The sequence below is a fragment of the Caballeronia catudaia genome (assembly GCF_001544755.2).
GTDB lineage: Bacteria > Pseudomonadota > Gammaproteobacteria > Burkholderiales > Burkholderiaceae > Caballeronia > Caballeronia catudaia.
In genome coordinates, this window is the sequence record NZ_FCOF02000040.1 from 1 (window position 1) to 15,956 (window position 15,956).

Annotated in this window: 19 protein-coding genes; 10 read left to right on the plus strand and 9 right to left on the minus strand. The window is 62.6% G+C overall.

Annotated features, from left to right (window positions below):
• The 4 genes from AWB75_RS28630 to AWB75_RS28645 all read right to left on the minus strand — a co-directional run.
• A partial coding sequence (locus tag AWB75_RS28630) for an IS30 family transposase (RefSeq protein ID WP_061127437.1) occupies positions 1 to 740 on the minus strand: 740 nt, incomplete at its 3' end.
• A 9-nt stretch (positions 741 to 749) separates the two neighbouring features.
• On the minus strand, positions 750 to 1,430 hold the full coding sequence (locus tag AWB75_RS28635; RefSeq protein ID WP_087086961.1) for a M35 family metallo-endopeptidase: 681 nt from the start codon (positions 1,428 to 1,430) through the stop codon (positions 750 to 752).
• Between the two features lie 4 nt (positions 1,431 to 1,434).
• A complete protein-coding gene (locus AWB75_RS28640; protein WP_087086962.1) occupies positions 1,435 to 1,953 on the minus strand; it encodes a PAAR domain-containing protein in 519 nt (172 codons plus the stop codon).
• Complete coding sequence (locus AWB75_RS28645) at positions 1,946 to 2,311, minus strand: PAAR domain-containing protein (RefSeq protein ID WP_087086964.1); 366 nt, start codon at positions 2,309 to 2,311, stop codon at positions 1,946 to 1,948. Before AWB75_RS28645 ends, AWB75_RS28640 begins: the two co-directional genes overlap by 8 nt.
• 463 nt (positions 2,312 to 2,774) lie before the next feature.
• On the opposite strand from AWB75_RS28645, the gene AWB75_RS37350 reads away from it, so the two are divergent.
• Positions 2,775 to 2,999: a hypothetical protein gene (locus AWB75_RS37350; protein ID WP_143746523.1), complete on the plus strand. Its 225-nt coding sequence runs from the start codon at positions 2,775 to 2,777 to the stop codon at positions 2,997 to 2,999.
• Between the two features lie 243 nt (positions 3,000 to 3,242).
• Here AWB75_RS37350 and AWB75_RS28650 read toward each other — a convergent pair whose 3' ends face one another.
• Positions 3,243 to 4,142 carry an IclR family transcriptional regulator gene (locus AWB75_RS28650; RefSeq protein WP_061127394.1) on the minus strand — a complete coding sequence of 300 codons (900 nt, stop codon included), beginning with the start codon at positions 4,140 to 4,142 and terminating at the stop codon, positions 3,243 to 3,245.
• Between the two features lie 51 nt (positions 4,143 to 4,193).
• Positions 4,194 to 4,379: a hypothetical protein gene (locus tag AWB75_RS38830; RefSeq protein WP_235012281.1), complete on the minus strand. Its 186-nt coding sequence runs from the start codon at positions 4,377 to 4,379 to the stop codon at positions 4,194 to 4,196.
• Between the two features lie 137 nt (positions 4,380 to 4,516).
• Here AWB75_RS38830 and AWB75_RS28655 point away from each other — a divergent pair, with 137 nt between their 5' ends.
• The 3 genes from AWB75_RS28655 (at position 4,517) to AWB75_RS28665 (ending at position 6,807) form a co-directional block, all read left to right on the plus strand.
• Positions 4,517 to 5,263 (plus strand): glucose 1-dehydrogenase, encoded by a 747-nt coding sequence (locus AWB75_RS28655; protein ID WP_061127395.1) that lies wholly within the window; start codon positions 4,517 to 4,519, stop codon positions 5,261 to 5,263.
• A 124-nt stretch (positions 5,264 to 5,387) separates the two neighbouring features.
• Positions 5,388 to 6,083, plus strand: coding sequence for a nitroreductase (locus AWB75_RS28660; RefSeq protein WP_061127396.1), 696 nt, complete (start codon positions 5,388 to 5,390; stop codon positions 6,081 to 6,083).
• 91 nt (positions 6,084 to 6,174) lie between these two features.
• On the plus strand, positions 6,175 to 6,807 hold the full coding sequence (locus AWB75_RS28665) for a LysE family translocator (protein WP_061127397.1): 633 nt from the start codon (positions 6,175 to 6,177) through the stop codon (positions 6,805 to 6,807).
• Positions 6,808 to 6,810: 3 nt separating this feature from the next.
• Here AWB75_RS28665 and AWB75_RS37795 read toward each other — a convergent pair whose 3' ends face one another.
• The gene (locus tag AWB75_RS37795) at positions 6,811 to 6,972 is read right to left on the minus strand and encodes a hypothetical protein (protein WP_159462817.1); all 162 of its coding nucleotides are present in this window, start codon (positions 6,970 to 6,972) and stop codon (positions 6,811 to 6,813) included.
• A gap of 317 nt (positions 6,973 to 7,289) precedes the next feature.
• On the opposite strand from AWB75_RS37795, the gene AWB75_RS28670 reads away from it, so the two are divergent.
• From AWB75_RS28670 to AWB75_RS28695, 6 genes are all read left to right on the plus strand, one after another.
• On the plus strand, positions 7,290 to 7,586 hold the full coding sequence (locus AWB75_RS28670) for a DUF6723 family protein (protein ID WP_235012282.1): 297 nt from the start codon (positions 7,290 to 7,292) through the stop codon (positions 7,584 to 7,586).
• A 155-nt stretch (positions 7,587 to 7,741) separates the two neighbouring features.
• Complete coding sequence (locus tag AWB75_RS28675; RefSeq protein WP_061127398.1) at positions 7,742 to 7,969, plus strand: hypothetical protein; 228 nt, start codon at positions 7,742 to 7,744, stop codon at positions 7,967 to 7,969.
• Positions 7,970 to 8,117: 148 nt separating this feature from the next.
• Positions 8,118 to 8,768 carry a recombinase family protein gene (locus AWB75_RS28680; RefSeq protein WP_061127399.1) on the plus strand — a complete coding sequence of 217 codons (651 nt, stop codon included), beginning with the start codon at positions 8,118 to 8,120 and terminating at the stop codon, positions 8,766 to 8,768.
• A gap of 304 nt (positions 8,769 to 9,072) precedes the next feature.
• Entirely contained in the window at positions 9,073 to 13,242 is a 4,170-nt protein-coding gene (locus AWB75_RS28685) for a CheR family methyltransferase (RefSeq protein WP_061127400.1), read from the plus strand.
• A gap of 50 nt (positions 13,243 to 13,292) precedes the next feature.
• Positions 13,293 to 14,297 (plus strand): chemotaxis protein CheB, encoded by a 1,005-nt coding sequence (locus AWB75_RS28690; RefSeq protein WP_061127401.1) that lies wholly within the window; start codon positions 13,293 to 13,295, stop codon positions 14,295 to 14,297.
• Between the two features lie 26 nt (positions 14,298 to 14,323).
• Complete coding sequence (locus tag AWB75_RS28695; protein ID WP_061127402.1) at positions 14,324 to 14,566, plus strand: hypothetical protein; 243 nt, start codon at positions 14,324 to 14,326, stop codon at positions 14,564 to 14,566.
• Between the two features lie 105 nt (positions 14,567 to 14,671).
• Here AWB75_RS28695 and AWB75_RS28700 read toward each other — a convergent pair whose 3' ends face one another.
• Complete coding sequence (locus AWB75_RS28700) at positions 14,672 to 15,541, minus strand: glucose 1-dehydrogenase (RefSeq protein ID WP_061127403.1); 870 nt, start codon at positions 15,539 to 15,541, stop codon at positions 14,672 to 14,674.
• A 143-nt stretch (positions 15,542 to 15,684) separates the two neighbouring features.
• Positions 15,685 to 15,942 carry a hypothetical protein gene (locus tag AWB75_RS28705; RefSeq protein ID WP_061127440.1) on the minus strand — a complete coding sequence of 86 codons (258 nt, stop codon included), beginning with the start codon at positions 15,940 to 15,942 and terminating at the stop codon, positions 15,685 to 15,687.
• Positions 15,943 to 15,956: the final 14 nt, after the last annotated feature.

Consider the following 15,956-nt stretch of genomic DNA (forward strand, 5'->3'; position numbering starts at 1 on the left):
TTGCCCTGGTCGTACGTAAAGCTCTGGCGCAGGGGTTCGGGAATCGAATTGAGTTTGGCCGAGAAGCCCGCCAGAGCAGAGGCGGCGGTTGCGTCCTGCATCTTGGCAAGCAGCACCAGGCGGCTGGTGCGCTCGACGAGCACGCCAACAGAGGATTGATTTCCGGCGCCCTTGATAAAGTCGCCTTCCCAATGACCGGGCAGCAGGCGGTCTTCGATTTCGGGCGGGCGCACGTGGATACTGACCATGTCGGGAATCTGCCCGCGTCGGTCTGTACCGCGCGTGCGGGACATACGGGTGCTGTGGCCGTGGCGCAGGCAGGCAATCAACTGGCGGCGCAATTCGCCGCGCGGCTGAGCGTAGATAGCCGTGTAGATGGTTTCATGCGATACGTGCTGGGTCGGATCGGTCGGATACATGCGCCTAAGTGTGCCCGATATCTGCTGGGGCGACCACTTCCACTCGAGCAGGGTGAGCACGACTCGCCAGCAAACGCTTTGCGGGCAAAGCTTGGCGGGGCGGCGACCAGCGCTACGGCGGGAGGCGCACAGCGCTTGAGCAGGCACTGATGCGTAGCCAGCAGGAGAACTGTTCCGTGTCAGTTCACGGCTCACGGTGGACGGCGAGCGCCCGAGCATTCGGGCCATGGCCCGAATGCTCACATCCTGCAGTCGTAGGCTTGCGATGGCGAGGCGTTCTTCAGGTTGAAGGTGCTGGTATGAAGTAGTTTTGTCGGGCATTGCAACACCTTATACGAGATAGGTGTTGCACCTCGCTTTTGAGGCCGCCATGTAAAAAGCAATGTTGTCCGCATTCTTGATAGCCATGTCCGGCTCCCTTTCTGCGAGTTGCAAACTGAGACGTGGCCCGTAGGTATTCTTGTAATCGAGTGCTGCAAAAGTGTCATAGAAGTGAGTGCATTCGTGCACAATGGTGAGTTGCATAGAAGACAACGTGCCCGCAGTCGTCTCTGGTAGGTCGCAGAAGTTTCGAGTGATCGCAATAGTATGCGTCGCCGTATCAGGCCCGCAAACATGGGCCACTTCTCCGCGTGTGTCTGAGCTCGGCACGCATCCGAGAACGCGCTCATTTTCCGGATCGGGGCGAATAAAGTTCTTCGGCTCGAGGCCCTCCATTACGATCAAAAGTGCACGCAATTTCTGAATCAAGTCGGCACGAGTCAGATCGTCAGTGTTGCCGATCCAAAGTTTCATTCTCGCTTGGGCCGACTGGCTCCATGCTGCTAATTCGCGAATGCGCTGATCAACGATGACGGCAGCATCATCGCGCAACCTGAGAACCTTCTTCCTGAATGCGGCATTCGACATGTTCTCGCAAATCGGGTCTACGTCCACGAAGAACTCGTGCGTTGAACCTTCAATCGTATTAGTAACGATCGTTCCCAGATAGAAGAAATCCTGCTGTGCCATATGCTTAATGCTCAATTTCGAAATGAAGACTTTCCGCAGCGTTCGTTTTGATTCGTTCGGTCCGGCCCGATGAATCGGTCACGCCTTCGAAGATGCGCCCGGACGCGCTACGCGCCCTGAAACGTACACCTGCAAGCGGTTTTCCCGTAGAGCGGGATCGAAGAATCACTTGCTGATCGAAGACAGAAGCGGGAGCGGCTGAACTGGCGAACGGCGCCGCGCCTGTGCTTTGCGGCCTGCCGCTGTCAACCTCGAGAAATATTCCCGGATTGCTTCCGACGATGACTCGGTTTTCTCCGCAAGGGCAGAGCACCCTGTCGCCCTCAATGACAACGCTGCGCGTCTTTTCGGTCATACCGTCGCCGGTACCGAATATTTTGTGGGCACCCTTGCAGTTTCCACACGTTGCTTCGTCGCCGCTAAGCGCGACCTGCCTTCCGTCATCGTGAATGGTCGACGAGTACGCGATAACGAAACCGCCGGTTGTCGTCGGATCGCCGTGGCGGATCGCGGCCTTATACATGGTCCGATCCGGCGTCGGAAGCGCGGGGTGCAACGTAGCCTGGCTCGAACAGTCCCGGAATCGTCACACCTTCTTTTACCGGGATGCCGAACGCCGTTTGCGGAGTGGTTGCAATCCGGTCGCCGTTGCTCAGGCGCGAGCCTACCAGCGCGAAGGGTTTATCCGCCCACATTGCGGCGAATCCCGAACCGTCGAGAATGATGGCTTCGGTTCCATCGTCACAAGTGACGGTATCGCCGACGAGCGCGGCTTTGAACCCGTCGAATTCCGCGCCACGCGATACCTTCGAGATTCGCCCGCCGCGTTCGGTCGTTGATCCGACAGTCGCTACCCAGTAAATGATTTCTCGTTCTTTCATGCTGATATCCGAACTGTTGTTAGGGATAACGAACGTATCGGAATCGAGATGTGATTGGAATTAGGCGACGTCATTTTGTGTCGATGACATCAGACGAGGTTGACGCTTACCCATGCGAACGCGATGCGAGAATTAGAGTTGCGACTTAAATCTATTGCTTCTTGGCAGCGAACTGTTGTCTCAGCGATACCGCTATCGGACATCGACGGAGAAGCTGTTCCGTCAATAAGCTTTTCACGGGGCGGTAAAATCATGGCTGCGGGTTTGTACCGGTCCGGTCCCCCGACCTTGTCACTGATGCCGCCCGCCCCTTCGTTCGAAGGGTGCGGCTCCGGTCTTCATACAGGAAGCATAGTTATACAAATCTCGGAAGGGCCCCCACCATCGCGTACGTGGGTCGCGCGACAGCGAGCAAAACGGCCCCCAATGAAATTCATAGCCGCATCACGGAGTGAACGTGGCCATGCCTAATTTCCTCATTCGTTGCGAGTATCGCCACAAGTCTGTCCGTTTTCTCAAGCCTTCCGTGATTTGCGATCGTGTCGTCATCGCGAGTGAAACGGCGGAGCATGCGCGCCGCATCCTCCAGGCAAGGGGAGACGCATCATGCGCTAAGCACGCTGACGGTTCCTATTCCTTTCATGTCCTTGAAGTCATCCGCGCGCCGGATCACCTGCACGCTTTTTAATTGATGAGAGGGCGAGCTGTGCCAAAACGGAAGAGGCGGAAGGCCGGCCAGGGCATTCTTGCGGCCGGGTACGCCAGAGAACCCAACGAAAGGCACATGCGTTGAGACGGACGCGTCAGCAAGGACATACACGCAGACCCGATTGGTCTTTGCAGCAGCAAAGAAAGTGACTGCTGCCCCGCATAGGGGCAACGCCAATAAACCCACATGAAAACGGGACCCGCCACCGAAAAAACCAGCCAATCAAGCAAGCGCCCTACGTCCACCAAGCGCAGCAGTACGATCCCCAGCCAAAGGCCGATAATTGAGCCGCATCGAAAGCTCCACAGCAGCAGCACAAATCGTCTCCACGAGCCGCGACTTCTCTTCATCGGCACCGATGTCCGACCGCGGCACGGTCGCCGCCACTGCCGCGACGATCGCGCCGGAATGATCGCGCACGGGCGCGGTGATAACGGATATCCCGCGCTCGAACGACGCTTCGCTCAAGCCATAGCCGAGCGCCGCACATTCCTTCACCCGCTCATAAAGCTCGTCGACGCTCGCGGGCGTGCGCTCCGTGTACTTCTCCAGTTGCGCCTCGGGATAAAGCGCCTTGAGCGCGTCGAGCGACAGATCGCCCATCAGCACATGTCCGTGCACGGTTGCATGCGCGGGCAGGCGCGTGCCGACATGCACCTTCACCGAACTGAACAACGGCTCATGACTCTGCGCCTTCGCGACGAACACGACATCGCGCTGATCGCGGATCAGCAGATGCGTGGAAAGCCCGGTCGCATCGCGCAGACGTTCCAAAACCGGCGTGCCGAAATCGGTCAGTTCCAGCGAGTTCACGTATTCGAAGCCGAGCCGCAACACCGCGACGCCCAGCCTGAAATTGCGGTCGCCGTTCACGCGCTCCAGAAAGCCGAGCGCTTCGAGCGTTTGCAGAAGCCGAAACGTCGTCGTGCGCGGAATGCCGATGCGCCGCGACAACTCCGGCGCGCCCAGCACCGGCTCGCGCGCCGAGAATTCGGCGAGGATGCGCAGGCCGCGTTCGAGGCCCGGCACGAGATAGCTTGAGCCGCCGCCGGACGACGCGTCTTCGTCGGCGGTGTCGAGGTTGTCCGGCTGGGTGTCTTCCTGTTTGCTTTGTCGGGCCATGATCGGCTGTCGTTGTCATCGTGCGATGGGCAAATCATAGCGCGAGACGATTCACCGAACGCGCGCACACAGCGCTCGACGCGTTATTCTGACCGATCGCGCGTTTGCGCCGCCAAAGCATTCGACGGTTTCCTCGGGAGAAATAGCATCGAAGAGCATCGGCACGAGAAGCCGGTCGTATAGCTCGGGAATCCGGCCCGCGAAGGTTGTGTCGGTGCGAAGCGTGTCGGGATTCATGCGGGGTTTCCAGTCGATTATTCGTCCGAGGCTGCAAGTCTTTTCACTTTGCGCCGCTTTATCGCGCCCGATCAGATGTCTACATTGCACCCATCCGGTCATTCCCGGCTTCAGACAGACTTTTCAAGGAACACATCATGAGCAAACTCGCAGGCAAGGTGGCGGTCGTCACGGGCGCATCGAAAGGTATCGGCGCGGGCATTGCAAAAGCGCTCGCGGCGGAAGGCGCGGCAGTCGTCGTCAACTATGCGAGCAGCAAGGCGGGCGCGGATGCGGTCGTCGCGGACATCACCGCGAAAAACGGGCGGGCGATCGCAGTCGGCGGCGATGTTTCGAAGGCTGTGGATGCGCAAGGCATCGTCAGCGCCGCGATCGAAACGTATGGACGCCTCGATATTCTCGTCAACAACTCGGGCGTCTACGAGTTCGCGCCGCTCGAAGAAATCACCGAAGAGCACTTCCATAAGCAGTTCAATGTCAACGTGCTCGGCACGCTGTTGACGACGCAGGCCGCCGCGAAGCATCTCGGCGAAGGTGGAAGCATCATCAACGTGAGTTCGGTCGTGACCCGCATCACTCCGCCGGCGAGCGCGGTGTATAGCGGCACCAAAGGCGCGGTCGATGCGATCACCGGCGTGCTGGCGCGCGAGCTCGGCGCACGAAAGATCCGCGTGAACTCGATCAATCCCGGCATGGTCGTGACCGAAGGCACGCATAGCGCGGGCATCATCGGTTCCGATTTCGATGCGGCCGCGCTCGCGCAAACGCCGCTCGGACGTCTCGGCCAGCCGGACGATATCGCATCGATCGCGGTGTTCCTCGCATCCGACGATGCGCGCTGGATGACGGGCGAAAGCCTCATCGCGAGCGGCGGCATGCGCTGATCGGCACGCCCGGCGAAAGGGCGCCGCATGGCGTTTCGTTCAAGATCGTCTTGCATGTATTTCGCCGCAGCGCCGCTTTTCGCCGTGTCATCATGAGGCAACTTCGCTCACACGCCACTGCCTCATGATCGATCGTCACGCTCACCCCGATGCATCCGTCGTCGATGCAATCATCCGTTCGCGCCGCGCGATCCGCTTCTTCACCAAAGAGGCGGTTGCGCGCCGCGTGATCGAAGACTTACTCGATGTCGCGCGCAATGCGCCCAGCAATTCGAACACGCAGCCGTGGCGCGTCCATGTGCTGACGGGCCAGCGCAAGACGGCGTTGAGCGATGCATTGCGGCAAGCCCACGACGACGACGCGCATCCACCTCTGCGACATATGCCCGATCCCTTACCCGACGCCATGCGGTCGCGGCAGGAAGGGTTCGGCATGCGCTATTACGGCGCGCTCGGCGTAGCGAAGTCGGACGTGCGAGAGCGCGCGAACGTCACCGCGCGGAATTTCGATTTCTTCGGCGCGCCGGTCGGAATGATCTTTTCGATCGATTCCACGCTCACGAAATATAGCTGGCTCGATTACGGCATCTTCATCCAGACCGTGATGCTCGCCGCACGCGCGGTCGGTCTCGCGACTTGCGCGCAGGTGTCGTTCGCGCGCTTTCAGAATGTCATCGCGGATCATCTGCACTTCCCGCCGGGCCATGAGGTCGTGTGCGGCATGAGTCTTGGCTTCCCGGATGAAGAAGCGCCCGTCAACCGCATCGACATGGCGCGCGAGCCGGTGCGCAATTTCTCGACGTTCCTCGGCTTCGATTAAGTGTATCGACGCACCGCGCCGGTTCTGTATCTGGCGTGCATGCGGGTTCGCGCGGGAGAATCGCTCGACCGTTTCCCTCCGGAGCCGCCCGATGCCTCAGACCCCGCAATTGCTCGCATTCGCCCTCGTCGCGCTCGGCATGGCGCTCACGCCGGGGCCGAACATGGTCTATCTGATTTCGCGCTCGATCTGTCAGGGCCGCTCGGCGGGTCTCATTTCGCTCGGCGGCGTCGCGCTCGGCCTCGTGTTCTACATGTTGTGCGCCGCGTTCGGCATCACCGCGCTGCTGATCGCGATTCCATTCGCCTACGACGCGCTGCGCTTCGGCGGCGCGCTCTATCTGCTGTATCTCGCCTGGCAAGCCGTGAAACCGGGCGGACGTTCGCCGTTTCAGGTGCGTGATTTGCCCATCGACAGCCCGCGCACGCTCTTCACGATGGGCTTCGTGACGAACCTGCTGAATCCGAAGATCGCGGTGCTGTATCTGTCGCTGCTGCCGCAGTTCATCGATCCGGCGCATGGCAGCGTGCTCGGCCAGTCGCTCGCCTTCGGGGTCGTGCAGATCGTGCTCAGCATCACCGTCAACTCGACCGTCGCGCTGACGGCCGGCTCGATCGCGGTCTTTCTCGCGCGCAAACCTGCGTGGCTCCTGATTCAACGCTGGCTGATGGGCACCGTGCTCGCCGGCCTCGCGATGAAAATGGCGACCGAAGCGCGCCGCTGATTCTCAAGCCGGCTCGCGATGGTCGGTATAGACGCGCCCGATCAGCTCGTCGTACTCGTCGCAATGCGCGGCCACGATCGCCCTCAACATGCGGATGAACGCGTTGCCGTCCTCGAAATGCTCGACGAGCACGCGGGCCGTGCGCAGCGAGATGGATTCGAACATCGTTCCGGATTGCTCGTCGTCTATCTTGAACCTGAATCGATGTATCTCCGCGGATGATTCATCGGACGGTTTTTCATGGGAAAGAATGGTTGCCCGCATCGACGTTTCCTTCATGGTTTCTTGTTGTTGATCGCTGGTAAAGACAATTCGCCCGATTCGCCGTCGCCGGCTCGCTCCCCGTGCAGAAAGAAGATGTATTTGCCTCCAGCAACGAGTGTGCCGTCCGATTGCGGTCCGGCAATGCGTGGTTTCCGTACGCCGCCATCGTCCTTTGACTGAACCACAATGAAGCATCAAACGAACGAGCGGTGATCCCAGTGAATCAGTCCAGCGGCAAGCGCCCGAAACTCGTCCTTTTTCCAACGCGTACCGTCGCGCCCACGCCGGGAATAAACGAGGACGATTTCCAGATCTATGCCTCGTACAGAGGCAGCACGGCGAGCGGCTTTTTTGGCACTTTGAAAGTCGTGCGCAAGACGGATGGAAAGTTGCTCTTTCCGTTCGATGGCGCGGCGAGCATCGGTCCTTTCCCGACGAAAGCCGCGGCCGTCGCCGCCGCGCTCGAAAACGGCGATGCGGTGGTCAAGGCGGATATAGCGCGGCCGGAACTCTGACGACGCAAAAGGACGGATTCCGGACATCGCGCTTTCTGGGTTTTCCCCAATCGTCAGCTTTTTGTTCCGATGGAAAATTTGCGCAGAGCTCCCGGCGGTGCCTGCCTGGCGGGAAGCGCAAGAACAGCGGGTCATCAGCAAGGAGAGAGGGCGGCATGAACGAGGTTCAGGTCAACTATCACGGCTTCATCATCACGCCGATGGCCGCGTTCGACGGCGGCCTCTACGCCGCCATGGCGATTATCTGCGACGGTAACGGACTCCAGCGCGCGAGCGGCATTCTCGGGCATTTCGCCTCCGCCGAAGAAGCCCGCGCCTTCGCGCTGATTAGCGCGAAGGACGAGATCGATCGACACGTGTGGCACTCGTCCGCTGCGGCGTGAATCGTTTCCGTCCGCACACGTCCGCATGGCATTAGGTCCGCATCGGATGCGTTGCGTACTTTAACTGTGACGGTCCCGCTGCCATACTCTAAGCGGGCGTCCCGGAGCGATCCGCGCGTGCATTTCCGGAAGAGGAAGGGTCAGGCCGATGTCACTTGTCGTGTACGTTTTCGAGGAAAGCCGGGGTGTTCCGACCCACGAACACGATCTGTTCGAGATCGACGCGGCGGGCTATTTCGTCGATATGAGCGCGGTCTTCGTCGAGCGGTGCAGTTGCACCACGCCCGTGTCGTCGCGCATTGCTTTCCAGCGTGTCTTGCGCCGCCTCCAGTCGGGCGACACGCTGATCACGACGCGGCTCTCGAGCCTCGGAAACAGCGTCGCGGACGTCGTCGCGACCATCGACGGACTGGAAAAGCGCGGCATCGGCGCGGTGTGTCTCGCGTACGGCAAGGACGATCTCTGCTCGGAGGCGGGGCGCAACTTCGTGCAGGCGCTACGGCTCGCGGAAGATCTGGAGCGCGTCACACGCCGCAGCCGCGCCCGCGAAGCCGCGAGCGCCGCGAAGGAACGCGGCATCGTGCAGGGGCGCCCGAGCTCGCTGACTTCAGCGCAACAGCGCCAGGCGATGCTCGCGCTCGATGCGGGCCTTTCGGTGACCGAGATCGCGCGTTCCCTCAACACCTCGCGGCAGACCATCATGCGCTTGCGCAACGCTCGCGCGCATCCCGAGGGCATGGATACGGCCGCTCAAGCCGGCATCCAGCCGGCGCCGCTCGCCGCCAACGATTCGAAGTAGCGTCGCCGCGCGCATTCTCCTCGATCCGTTCATCGCAAGTTTCTGGCTCGTGCGCGAGCGCGGCGCCAATGGTGCGTGCGGCATGCGCCTTTGACCGCCATCCACCGCCGAACGGCCGTGTTGCGTACACTACAATCGTGACCGATACAACGCGAATGCGGCCGAGCGCCGCCGTGCGTCCCGAAGCGGACATCGCGCGAGAAGACGCGCGGCCGCGGCGGCCCGGCAACTGCTCACGAACGAACTCGAAGAACATGCGTGTCGATCACAAAGAAGATGGGATGACCCCGGAGGATTCGGATCTATGACCAGCAGCCGTTCGAAGGCGGCGCCTTCCGAAAATTTCCAGCCCTTGCCGTTCGCCGTGGTGGGCATGGGCGCGTCCGCGGGCGGCATCGAGGCGTTGCTCAATTTCTTCGAGAATGCGCCGTCCGACATGGACATGGCGTTCGTCGTGATCGTCCATTTGCCGGCGAATCATATGAGCCGCGCCGACGAAGTCCTGCAGCGCGTGACGGACATGCCCGTCAAACAGGTCGCGAGCACCACCGCGATCGAGAAGAACCACATCTATATCAATGCGCCGGGCAAGCATCTGGAGATGTCGGAAGGACGCCTGGAGGCGCTGGACCGCGCGGGCGCGCAAAGCTCGCCCACGACGATCGATCACTTCTTCGCCACGCTCGCCACCGCGCACGGCACGCGCTCGATCGGCATCGTGATGTCGGGCTCGGGCTCCGATGGCGCCGCGGGTCTTTCGCGCATCAAGGAAATGGGCGGCATCACGGTCGCGCAGAAGCCCGAAGACGCGCATTTCGCCGAAATGCCGCAGCACGCGATCACCACGCGCCAGGTGGATTTCATCCTGCCCGCGGCGGAAATGCCGGAGAAGCTGCTCGACCTCTGGAACAACGCGAAGAAAATCCATCTGCCGATTACGGACAGCGGCGAATCGGCGGAAAAGGATCAGACGCCCGCGGCCGGCAGCGCGGAGCGCGCGCTCTCCGACGTGCTCATGCAACTGCGCGTGCGCACGGGCCACGACTTCCGCCATTACAAGCGCGCGACCATTCTGCGGCGCATCGAGCGGCGCATGCAGGTGAACGGGCTGCGCGACATCGGTGCGTACCGCGACTTCCTGCGCGCCAATCCCGACGAAACCACGTCGCTGCTCGCCGACATGCTGATCGGCGTGACGCAGTTCTTCCGCGACCGCGATGCGTTCGATGCGCTGCGGCGCGATGTCGTCCCCACATTGCTGGACGCGACCAAGGGCGAAATGCAACTGCGCGTCTGGGTGCCCGGCTGCTCGACGGGCGAGGAAGCCTATTCGCTCGCGATCATGCTCGCGCAGGCGCGCGAATCCGCCGGCTTCGAGACGACCTATCAGGTCTTCGCCACCGATATCGACGAGCCCGCCATTGCGCAGGCGCGGGCCGGTTCGTATCTCGGCTCGATTTCGAGCGACGTGCCCGCCGATCTCCTGCGCCGCTATTTCAAGCAGGAAGGCGGGCGCTATCAGATCGTGAAATCCGTGCGCGAGCGCATTCTGTTCGCCGCGCACAGCCTGCTGCGCGATCCGCCGTTCTCCCATCTCGACCTGATCTCGTGCCGCAACGTGCTGATCTATCTCGATCGCGCGGTGCAGCGGCAAGTGCTCGAACTGTTCCATTTCGCGTTGCGCGCGGGCGGCTATCTCTTTCTCGGCACGGCCGAATCCGCCGATACCGCCGACGACCTCTTCTCCATCGTCGATAAAAAGAGCCGCATCTACCGCGCGCGCACGGTGCTGAACCGCGTGAAGCCGCCGGTCGCGTTTCCGTCGCTCGGACCGTCGAACATCGGGCCGCGCGAGGACATTTCTCCGTCGACGGTGCAGGCGAGTATCTCGAGCGGGCCGGAGGCGCCGGAGCGCCGCAATTTCTCGTTCGCGGCGCTGCATCAGCGCGTGCTTGAGGAATACGCGCCGCCGAGCGTCGTCGTCGACCGCGATTCGAACATCGTTCATCTCTCCGCCACGGCGGGCCGTTTCCTGCGGCACGGCGGCGGCGAGCTCTCTTCGAGCATCATGGCGCTGGTGCTGCCGGAGCTCAGGCTCGATCTGCGCACGACGCTGTTTCGGGCGCATCAGACGGGCAGCAGTGTCGAGGCGCGGCGCGTCAAGCTGATTCAGGACGGCCGCACGGTGTGGGTCAACATGACGGTGCGCCCGTTCCACGATGCAGGCGTGAACGCGGACTTTTTCCTCGTGCTGTTCGACGAAGTGCAGGAGCATATGGCAGACGAAGGACTGCCCGAAGACAAGGGACAGGACCCGCTCCTGATGCAGCTCGAACGCGAGCTGCATCACACGCGCGAGCAACTCGCGACGACCATCGAGCAGCACGAGACGACGGTCGAGGAGCTGAAGGCGTCCAACGAAGAACTGCAGGCGATCAACGAAGAACTGCGCTCCGCGACCGAAGAGCTCGAAAGCAGCAAGGAAGAGCTGCAATCGGTGAACGAGGAGCTGACCACGGTCAACGCCGAGTTGCAGGCGCGCGTCGAAGACACCGCGAAGGCGAACGACGACCTGCAGAACATCATCGCGTCGACGGAAATCGCCACCGTGTTCGTCGACAAGCAGATTCGCGTCAAGCGCTTCACCGCGAGCGCGACGCGCGTGTTCAAGCTGATCGATGTCGATATCGGCCGCTCGCTCTTCGACATCACGCATTCGCTGCGCTATTCGTCGCTCGCGGACGACGTGAAGCAGGCGTTCGAAACCCTCAAGCTGATCGAGCGCGAAGTCGAAAGCTCGGACGGCAAGTGGTATCTGATGCGGCTTCTGCCGTATCGCACGGCCGATGACCGCATCGACGGCGCGGTGCTCACGCTCATCGACATCACGGCGCGGCATCTGGCCGAGGAATCGGCGCGCATCGGCGAGCAGCGTCTGCGGCTCGTCGCTCAATCGACCAACGACTACGCGATCATCGTGCAGGACCCGAACGGCGTGATCGTCACGTGGAACGCGGGCGCCGAGCGCATCTTCGGCTTCGCGGAGAAGGAAGTGGTCGGCAAGAACATCGCGCTGATCTACTCGCAGGACGACCGCGCGGCGCGCGTGCCCGCACATGAACGCGATATCGCCGCGAGCGAAGGACGCGCCGACGACGAACGCTGGCACGTCACGCGCGACGAGCGCCGCGTCTATTGCAGCGGCGTGGTGACGCCGATCTCGGACCCGTCGTTCACGGGCTTCGCGAAGATCGCGCGTGATCTGACCGAGCGCAAGCTGCGCGAGGACGCGAACCGCGACGCGCTCGCGCACGAGCACGCCGAGCGCGAGAAGGAAACGCTCTCGAATCAGCTCAAGGACGACTTCATCGCGATGCTGTCGCACGAGCTCAAGCATCCGCTGAATCTGATCGGCATGAAGGCGGAAATCCTGCCGCGCCTGCCGGAAACGCGCGGCATCGAAGCGGTGCAGGAGACCGCGGATTCGATCCGCCGCGCGGTGCGTGGCCAGGCGCAGATCATCGACGATCTGCTCGATCTCTCGCGCGTGCGCACCGGCAAGCTCGCGCTCAGCATCGTTCCCGTGGATGTCGCCGCGGTGCTCGCGCGCATCGTCGACGTGAGCGAGACCGAAGCGGCGCAGCGCGAAATCCGCCTGCGCACGACCCATCCGGGCGAGCCGATCTACGCTTTCGCCGACACGGTGCGCTGCGAGCAGATTCTCTGGAATCTCGTGTCGAACGCGCTCAAGTTCACGGATCACGGCGGCGCGGTCGATTTGACGATCGCGCGCGACGGCGGCATGGTGCGCATCGATGTCGCCGATACGGGGCAGGGCATCGAAGCGTCCGCGCTGCCGCATATCTTCGACATGTACCGGCAAGGCACGCGCAATCCGACCGCGGCGGGGCTGGGCATCGGGCTCGCGCTCGCGAAGCAGCTCGTGGAGATGCACGGCGGACGCATCGAGGCGCGTTCCGACGGACTCGGGCACGGCTCGACGCTGTCGGTGTGGCTGCCGGCGGCGGCCACGCAGGGAACCGCCCCGGCGCTGCGTGAAGGAGGCCGGGCGCGGCCGGTGGCGGGCGCGCGCATCCTGCTCGTCGACAACGACAGCGAGTCGACCGCTTCGTTTGCCGCGCTGCTCGGGCTGGAGCAGGCGGCGGTGCAGGTGGCGTCGAGCGCGGAACAGGCGCTCGACGTGCTCTCGAAAACTCCTGTCGATGCGTTGATCTCGGACATCCAGTTGCCCGGCATCGACGGATACGAGCTTCTCAGGCGCGTGCGCGCCACGCCCCTGCTCGCCGGCATGAAGGCGATCGCGGTGACCGCTTTCGGCCGCGAAGAGGACAAGCGCGCGGCACGGCACGCGGGCTTCGACGCGCATCTGAACAAACCGGTGGATTTTCCGGAACTGCTACATACGCTCGATTTGTTACTGGATCCGGTTCGTCGCGCAGAAAGCAAGGCTTGACGGTTGCACCCGGCCCGCGGATTGCTTCCTCTCTACGATCAGGAGGGTGTATGGCGGAACGGGACATCGTGGTCATCGGCGCCTCGCGGGGCGGTTTTCAGGGTCTCAAGGTGCTCGTCAGCCAGCTTCCGGCCGACCTGCCCGCGGCGGTTTTCATCGTATTGCATATCGGCCGGCATGCGAGCGTGCTTCCCGATCTGCTGACTGGCTGGGGCCCATTGACCGCGCGTTATGCCACGCACGGTGAAGCGGTCCAGCGCGGCACGATTCGCGTCGCGCCGCCGGACCGGCATCTGGTGCTGTCGGAAGGACGCGTCTGGCTCAACGACGGCGCCAAGGAAAACTTCGCACGTCCCGCCGCCGATCCGCTCTTTCGCAGCGCGGCGATGGAATACGGCGCACGCGTGGTCGGCGTCGTGATGAGCGGCGATCTCGACGACGGCGCGGCCGGTCTAGCGAACATCCGCGCGCAGCAGGGTTTCGCCATCGTCCAGAATCCCGCCGATTGCGAATCGCCCGGCATGCCGCGCGCCGCGCTCGAGTCCTGCGGCGCGGACCTGCTCTGCTCCGAGCACGAACTCTCGCGATGCATTCAGGCCGCGGTGAAAGGCACGAAGGCGGAATCCGTATGGAAGGAAGCGGAGATGAGCAAGCGCGTATTCGAACAGGAGGCTCGCATCGCGGCGAGCGGCATAGCCGATCCCGAGACGCTCGACGAGGTCGGCGTGCGTTCGGCGCTGACCTGTCCCGATTGCGGCGGCGCGCTGTGGCGCATCAAGGACGATCGTCCGATGCGTTATCGCTGTCACACCGGGCACGCGTTCACGGGTCTTTCGCTGGAGGACGGCATCGAGTCGCGCACGGAGGAGGCCGTATGGTCCGCCATTCGCGCGGTGCACGAGCGCGTCATCTTTGCAAGGGAACGTCAGCGCTGGGCGGAGCGGGCGGGTAATCAGGAACAGATCGATATCGAGCAGGCGCGTATCGAAGAAGGCGAGCGTGTCGCGGATCTGCTGCGCGAAGCGATGCAGGCCACGGCGGCGTCGGCGGACTGAGCGAAGCCTGAGCGCAGGAGGTTCAATTGGATCTCGAGGCGGAGAGCGAGTTGCTACGAAAGGCCGATCGGGACATCGAGGCGGGACGGGCGCGCATCGAACGCCAGAAAGCGATAGTGAGGCGTTTCGTTTGCGCGGGCCACGATATCGAAAGCGCAGTCGCGTTGCTGAAGAGCCTGGAAGGCGCGCTCGAAGCGATGCAGGCGCATCGCGTGCTCATCGAAGAACACGTTGCGCATTTGCAGCGTGAACGAACGAAGTCGTGTTAGCAGGCGGGCAGCGCCCTTCGCCGGCCTCTCGTTTCACCGGCTCCGCGCCCGTGCGCGCGGAGTCCTTGCTTACCTCCTGTTCAGCATTCGCTGTGCCGACGAGCACTAGATGATGGGCTTGCCGCCCGTCACCGCGATGGTCGCGCCCGACGTGTAACTCGCCTCGTCCGATGCGAGCATCACATACGCGGCAGCGAGTTCGGCGGGCTGGCCGGGGCGTTTCATCGGCGTCTGATTGCCGAAGTTTTCGACGCTCGACGGCGGCATCGTCGACGGAATCAGCGGTGTCCAGATCGGACCCGGCGCGACGCAGTTCACGCGAATGCCGCGCTCGGCGAGCAGTTGCGCGAGGCCGCCGGTGAAGTTCTGGATCGCGCCCTTCGTGCTCGCATAGGCGATGAGTCCGGGGTTCGGCGCATCGGCGTTGACGGACGTCGTGTTGACGATCGCACCGCCCGCCTTCATGTGCGCGAGCGCGGCCTTCGTGATGCGGAACATCGCGCCGATGTTGGTCGAATAGGTCTTGTCCCATTCGTCGTCGCTGATGTCTTCGAGCTTGTCGTAGGTCGCCTGATAAGCCGCGTTGTTGACGAGCACGTCGATGCGCCCGAACGCTTGCGCGGTCTTCGCGACGAGCTCCTTGCAATGCGCGCGGTCGGTGATGTCGCCGGGCAACAGCAGCGCGCGGCGTCCCGCCTTCTCGACCCAGCGCGCGGTTTCCTCCGCGTCGGCGTGCTCGTTGAGATAGGCGATGGCGACATCCGCGCCTTCACGCGCATAGGCGATCGCCACCGCGCGCCCGATGCCGCTGTCCGCGCCCGTGATGAGCGCGACTTTGCCTTCGAGCTTGCTGCTGCCCTTGTAGCTCGATTCGCCGTGATCGGGCTGCGGGTTCATCGGGGCGGTGAGTCCTGGGCGGTTGTCCTGTTGCTGCGACGGCAGGGGCGGGCGCGGGTATTGGCTGGTATCGGTCATGATGATGGGCCTCAAAAAGACGACCGCTCGCGCGGCCATGCCATCGGTTGAGCATTGGGCGTTCCAGCGTGCACACACATTGGCGAATATTTAGGAATGCAATGAAATCAGGACGTGCTTAGGCCCATGACGAACACAGTGAATCACGCCTCTTCCGCGAGCCGTAGTGAGGCTTCGAGGACGTCGCCGCTTTTGTCGATGAAGTCGCGCGCCCACTCCGCGATTGCCGTCTCCGCGGCTGTCATCGTCGGCCTGACGATGTGGCTATGAAAGGTCACCTTCGTGACATCGGCGTGCCGCCTGTAATCGTTGCGGCGGGAAAAACGCGCATCGCCCGTCCAGCCGTCCCCTGGAACCGGCTCCGGGAATACCTCGAGGAAATATATACCCATTGAATACATGAACGCCTCCGCGG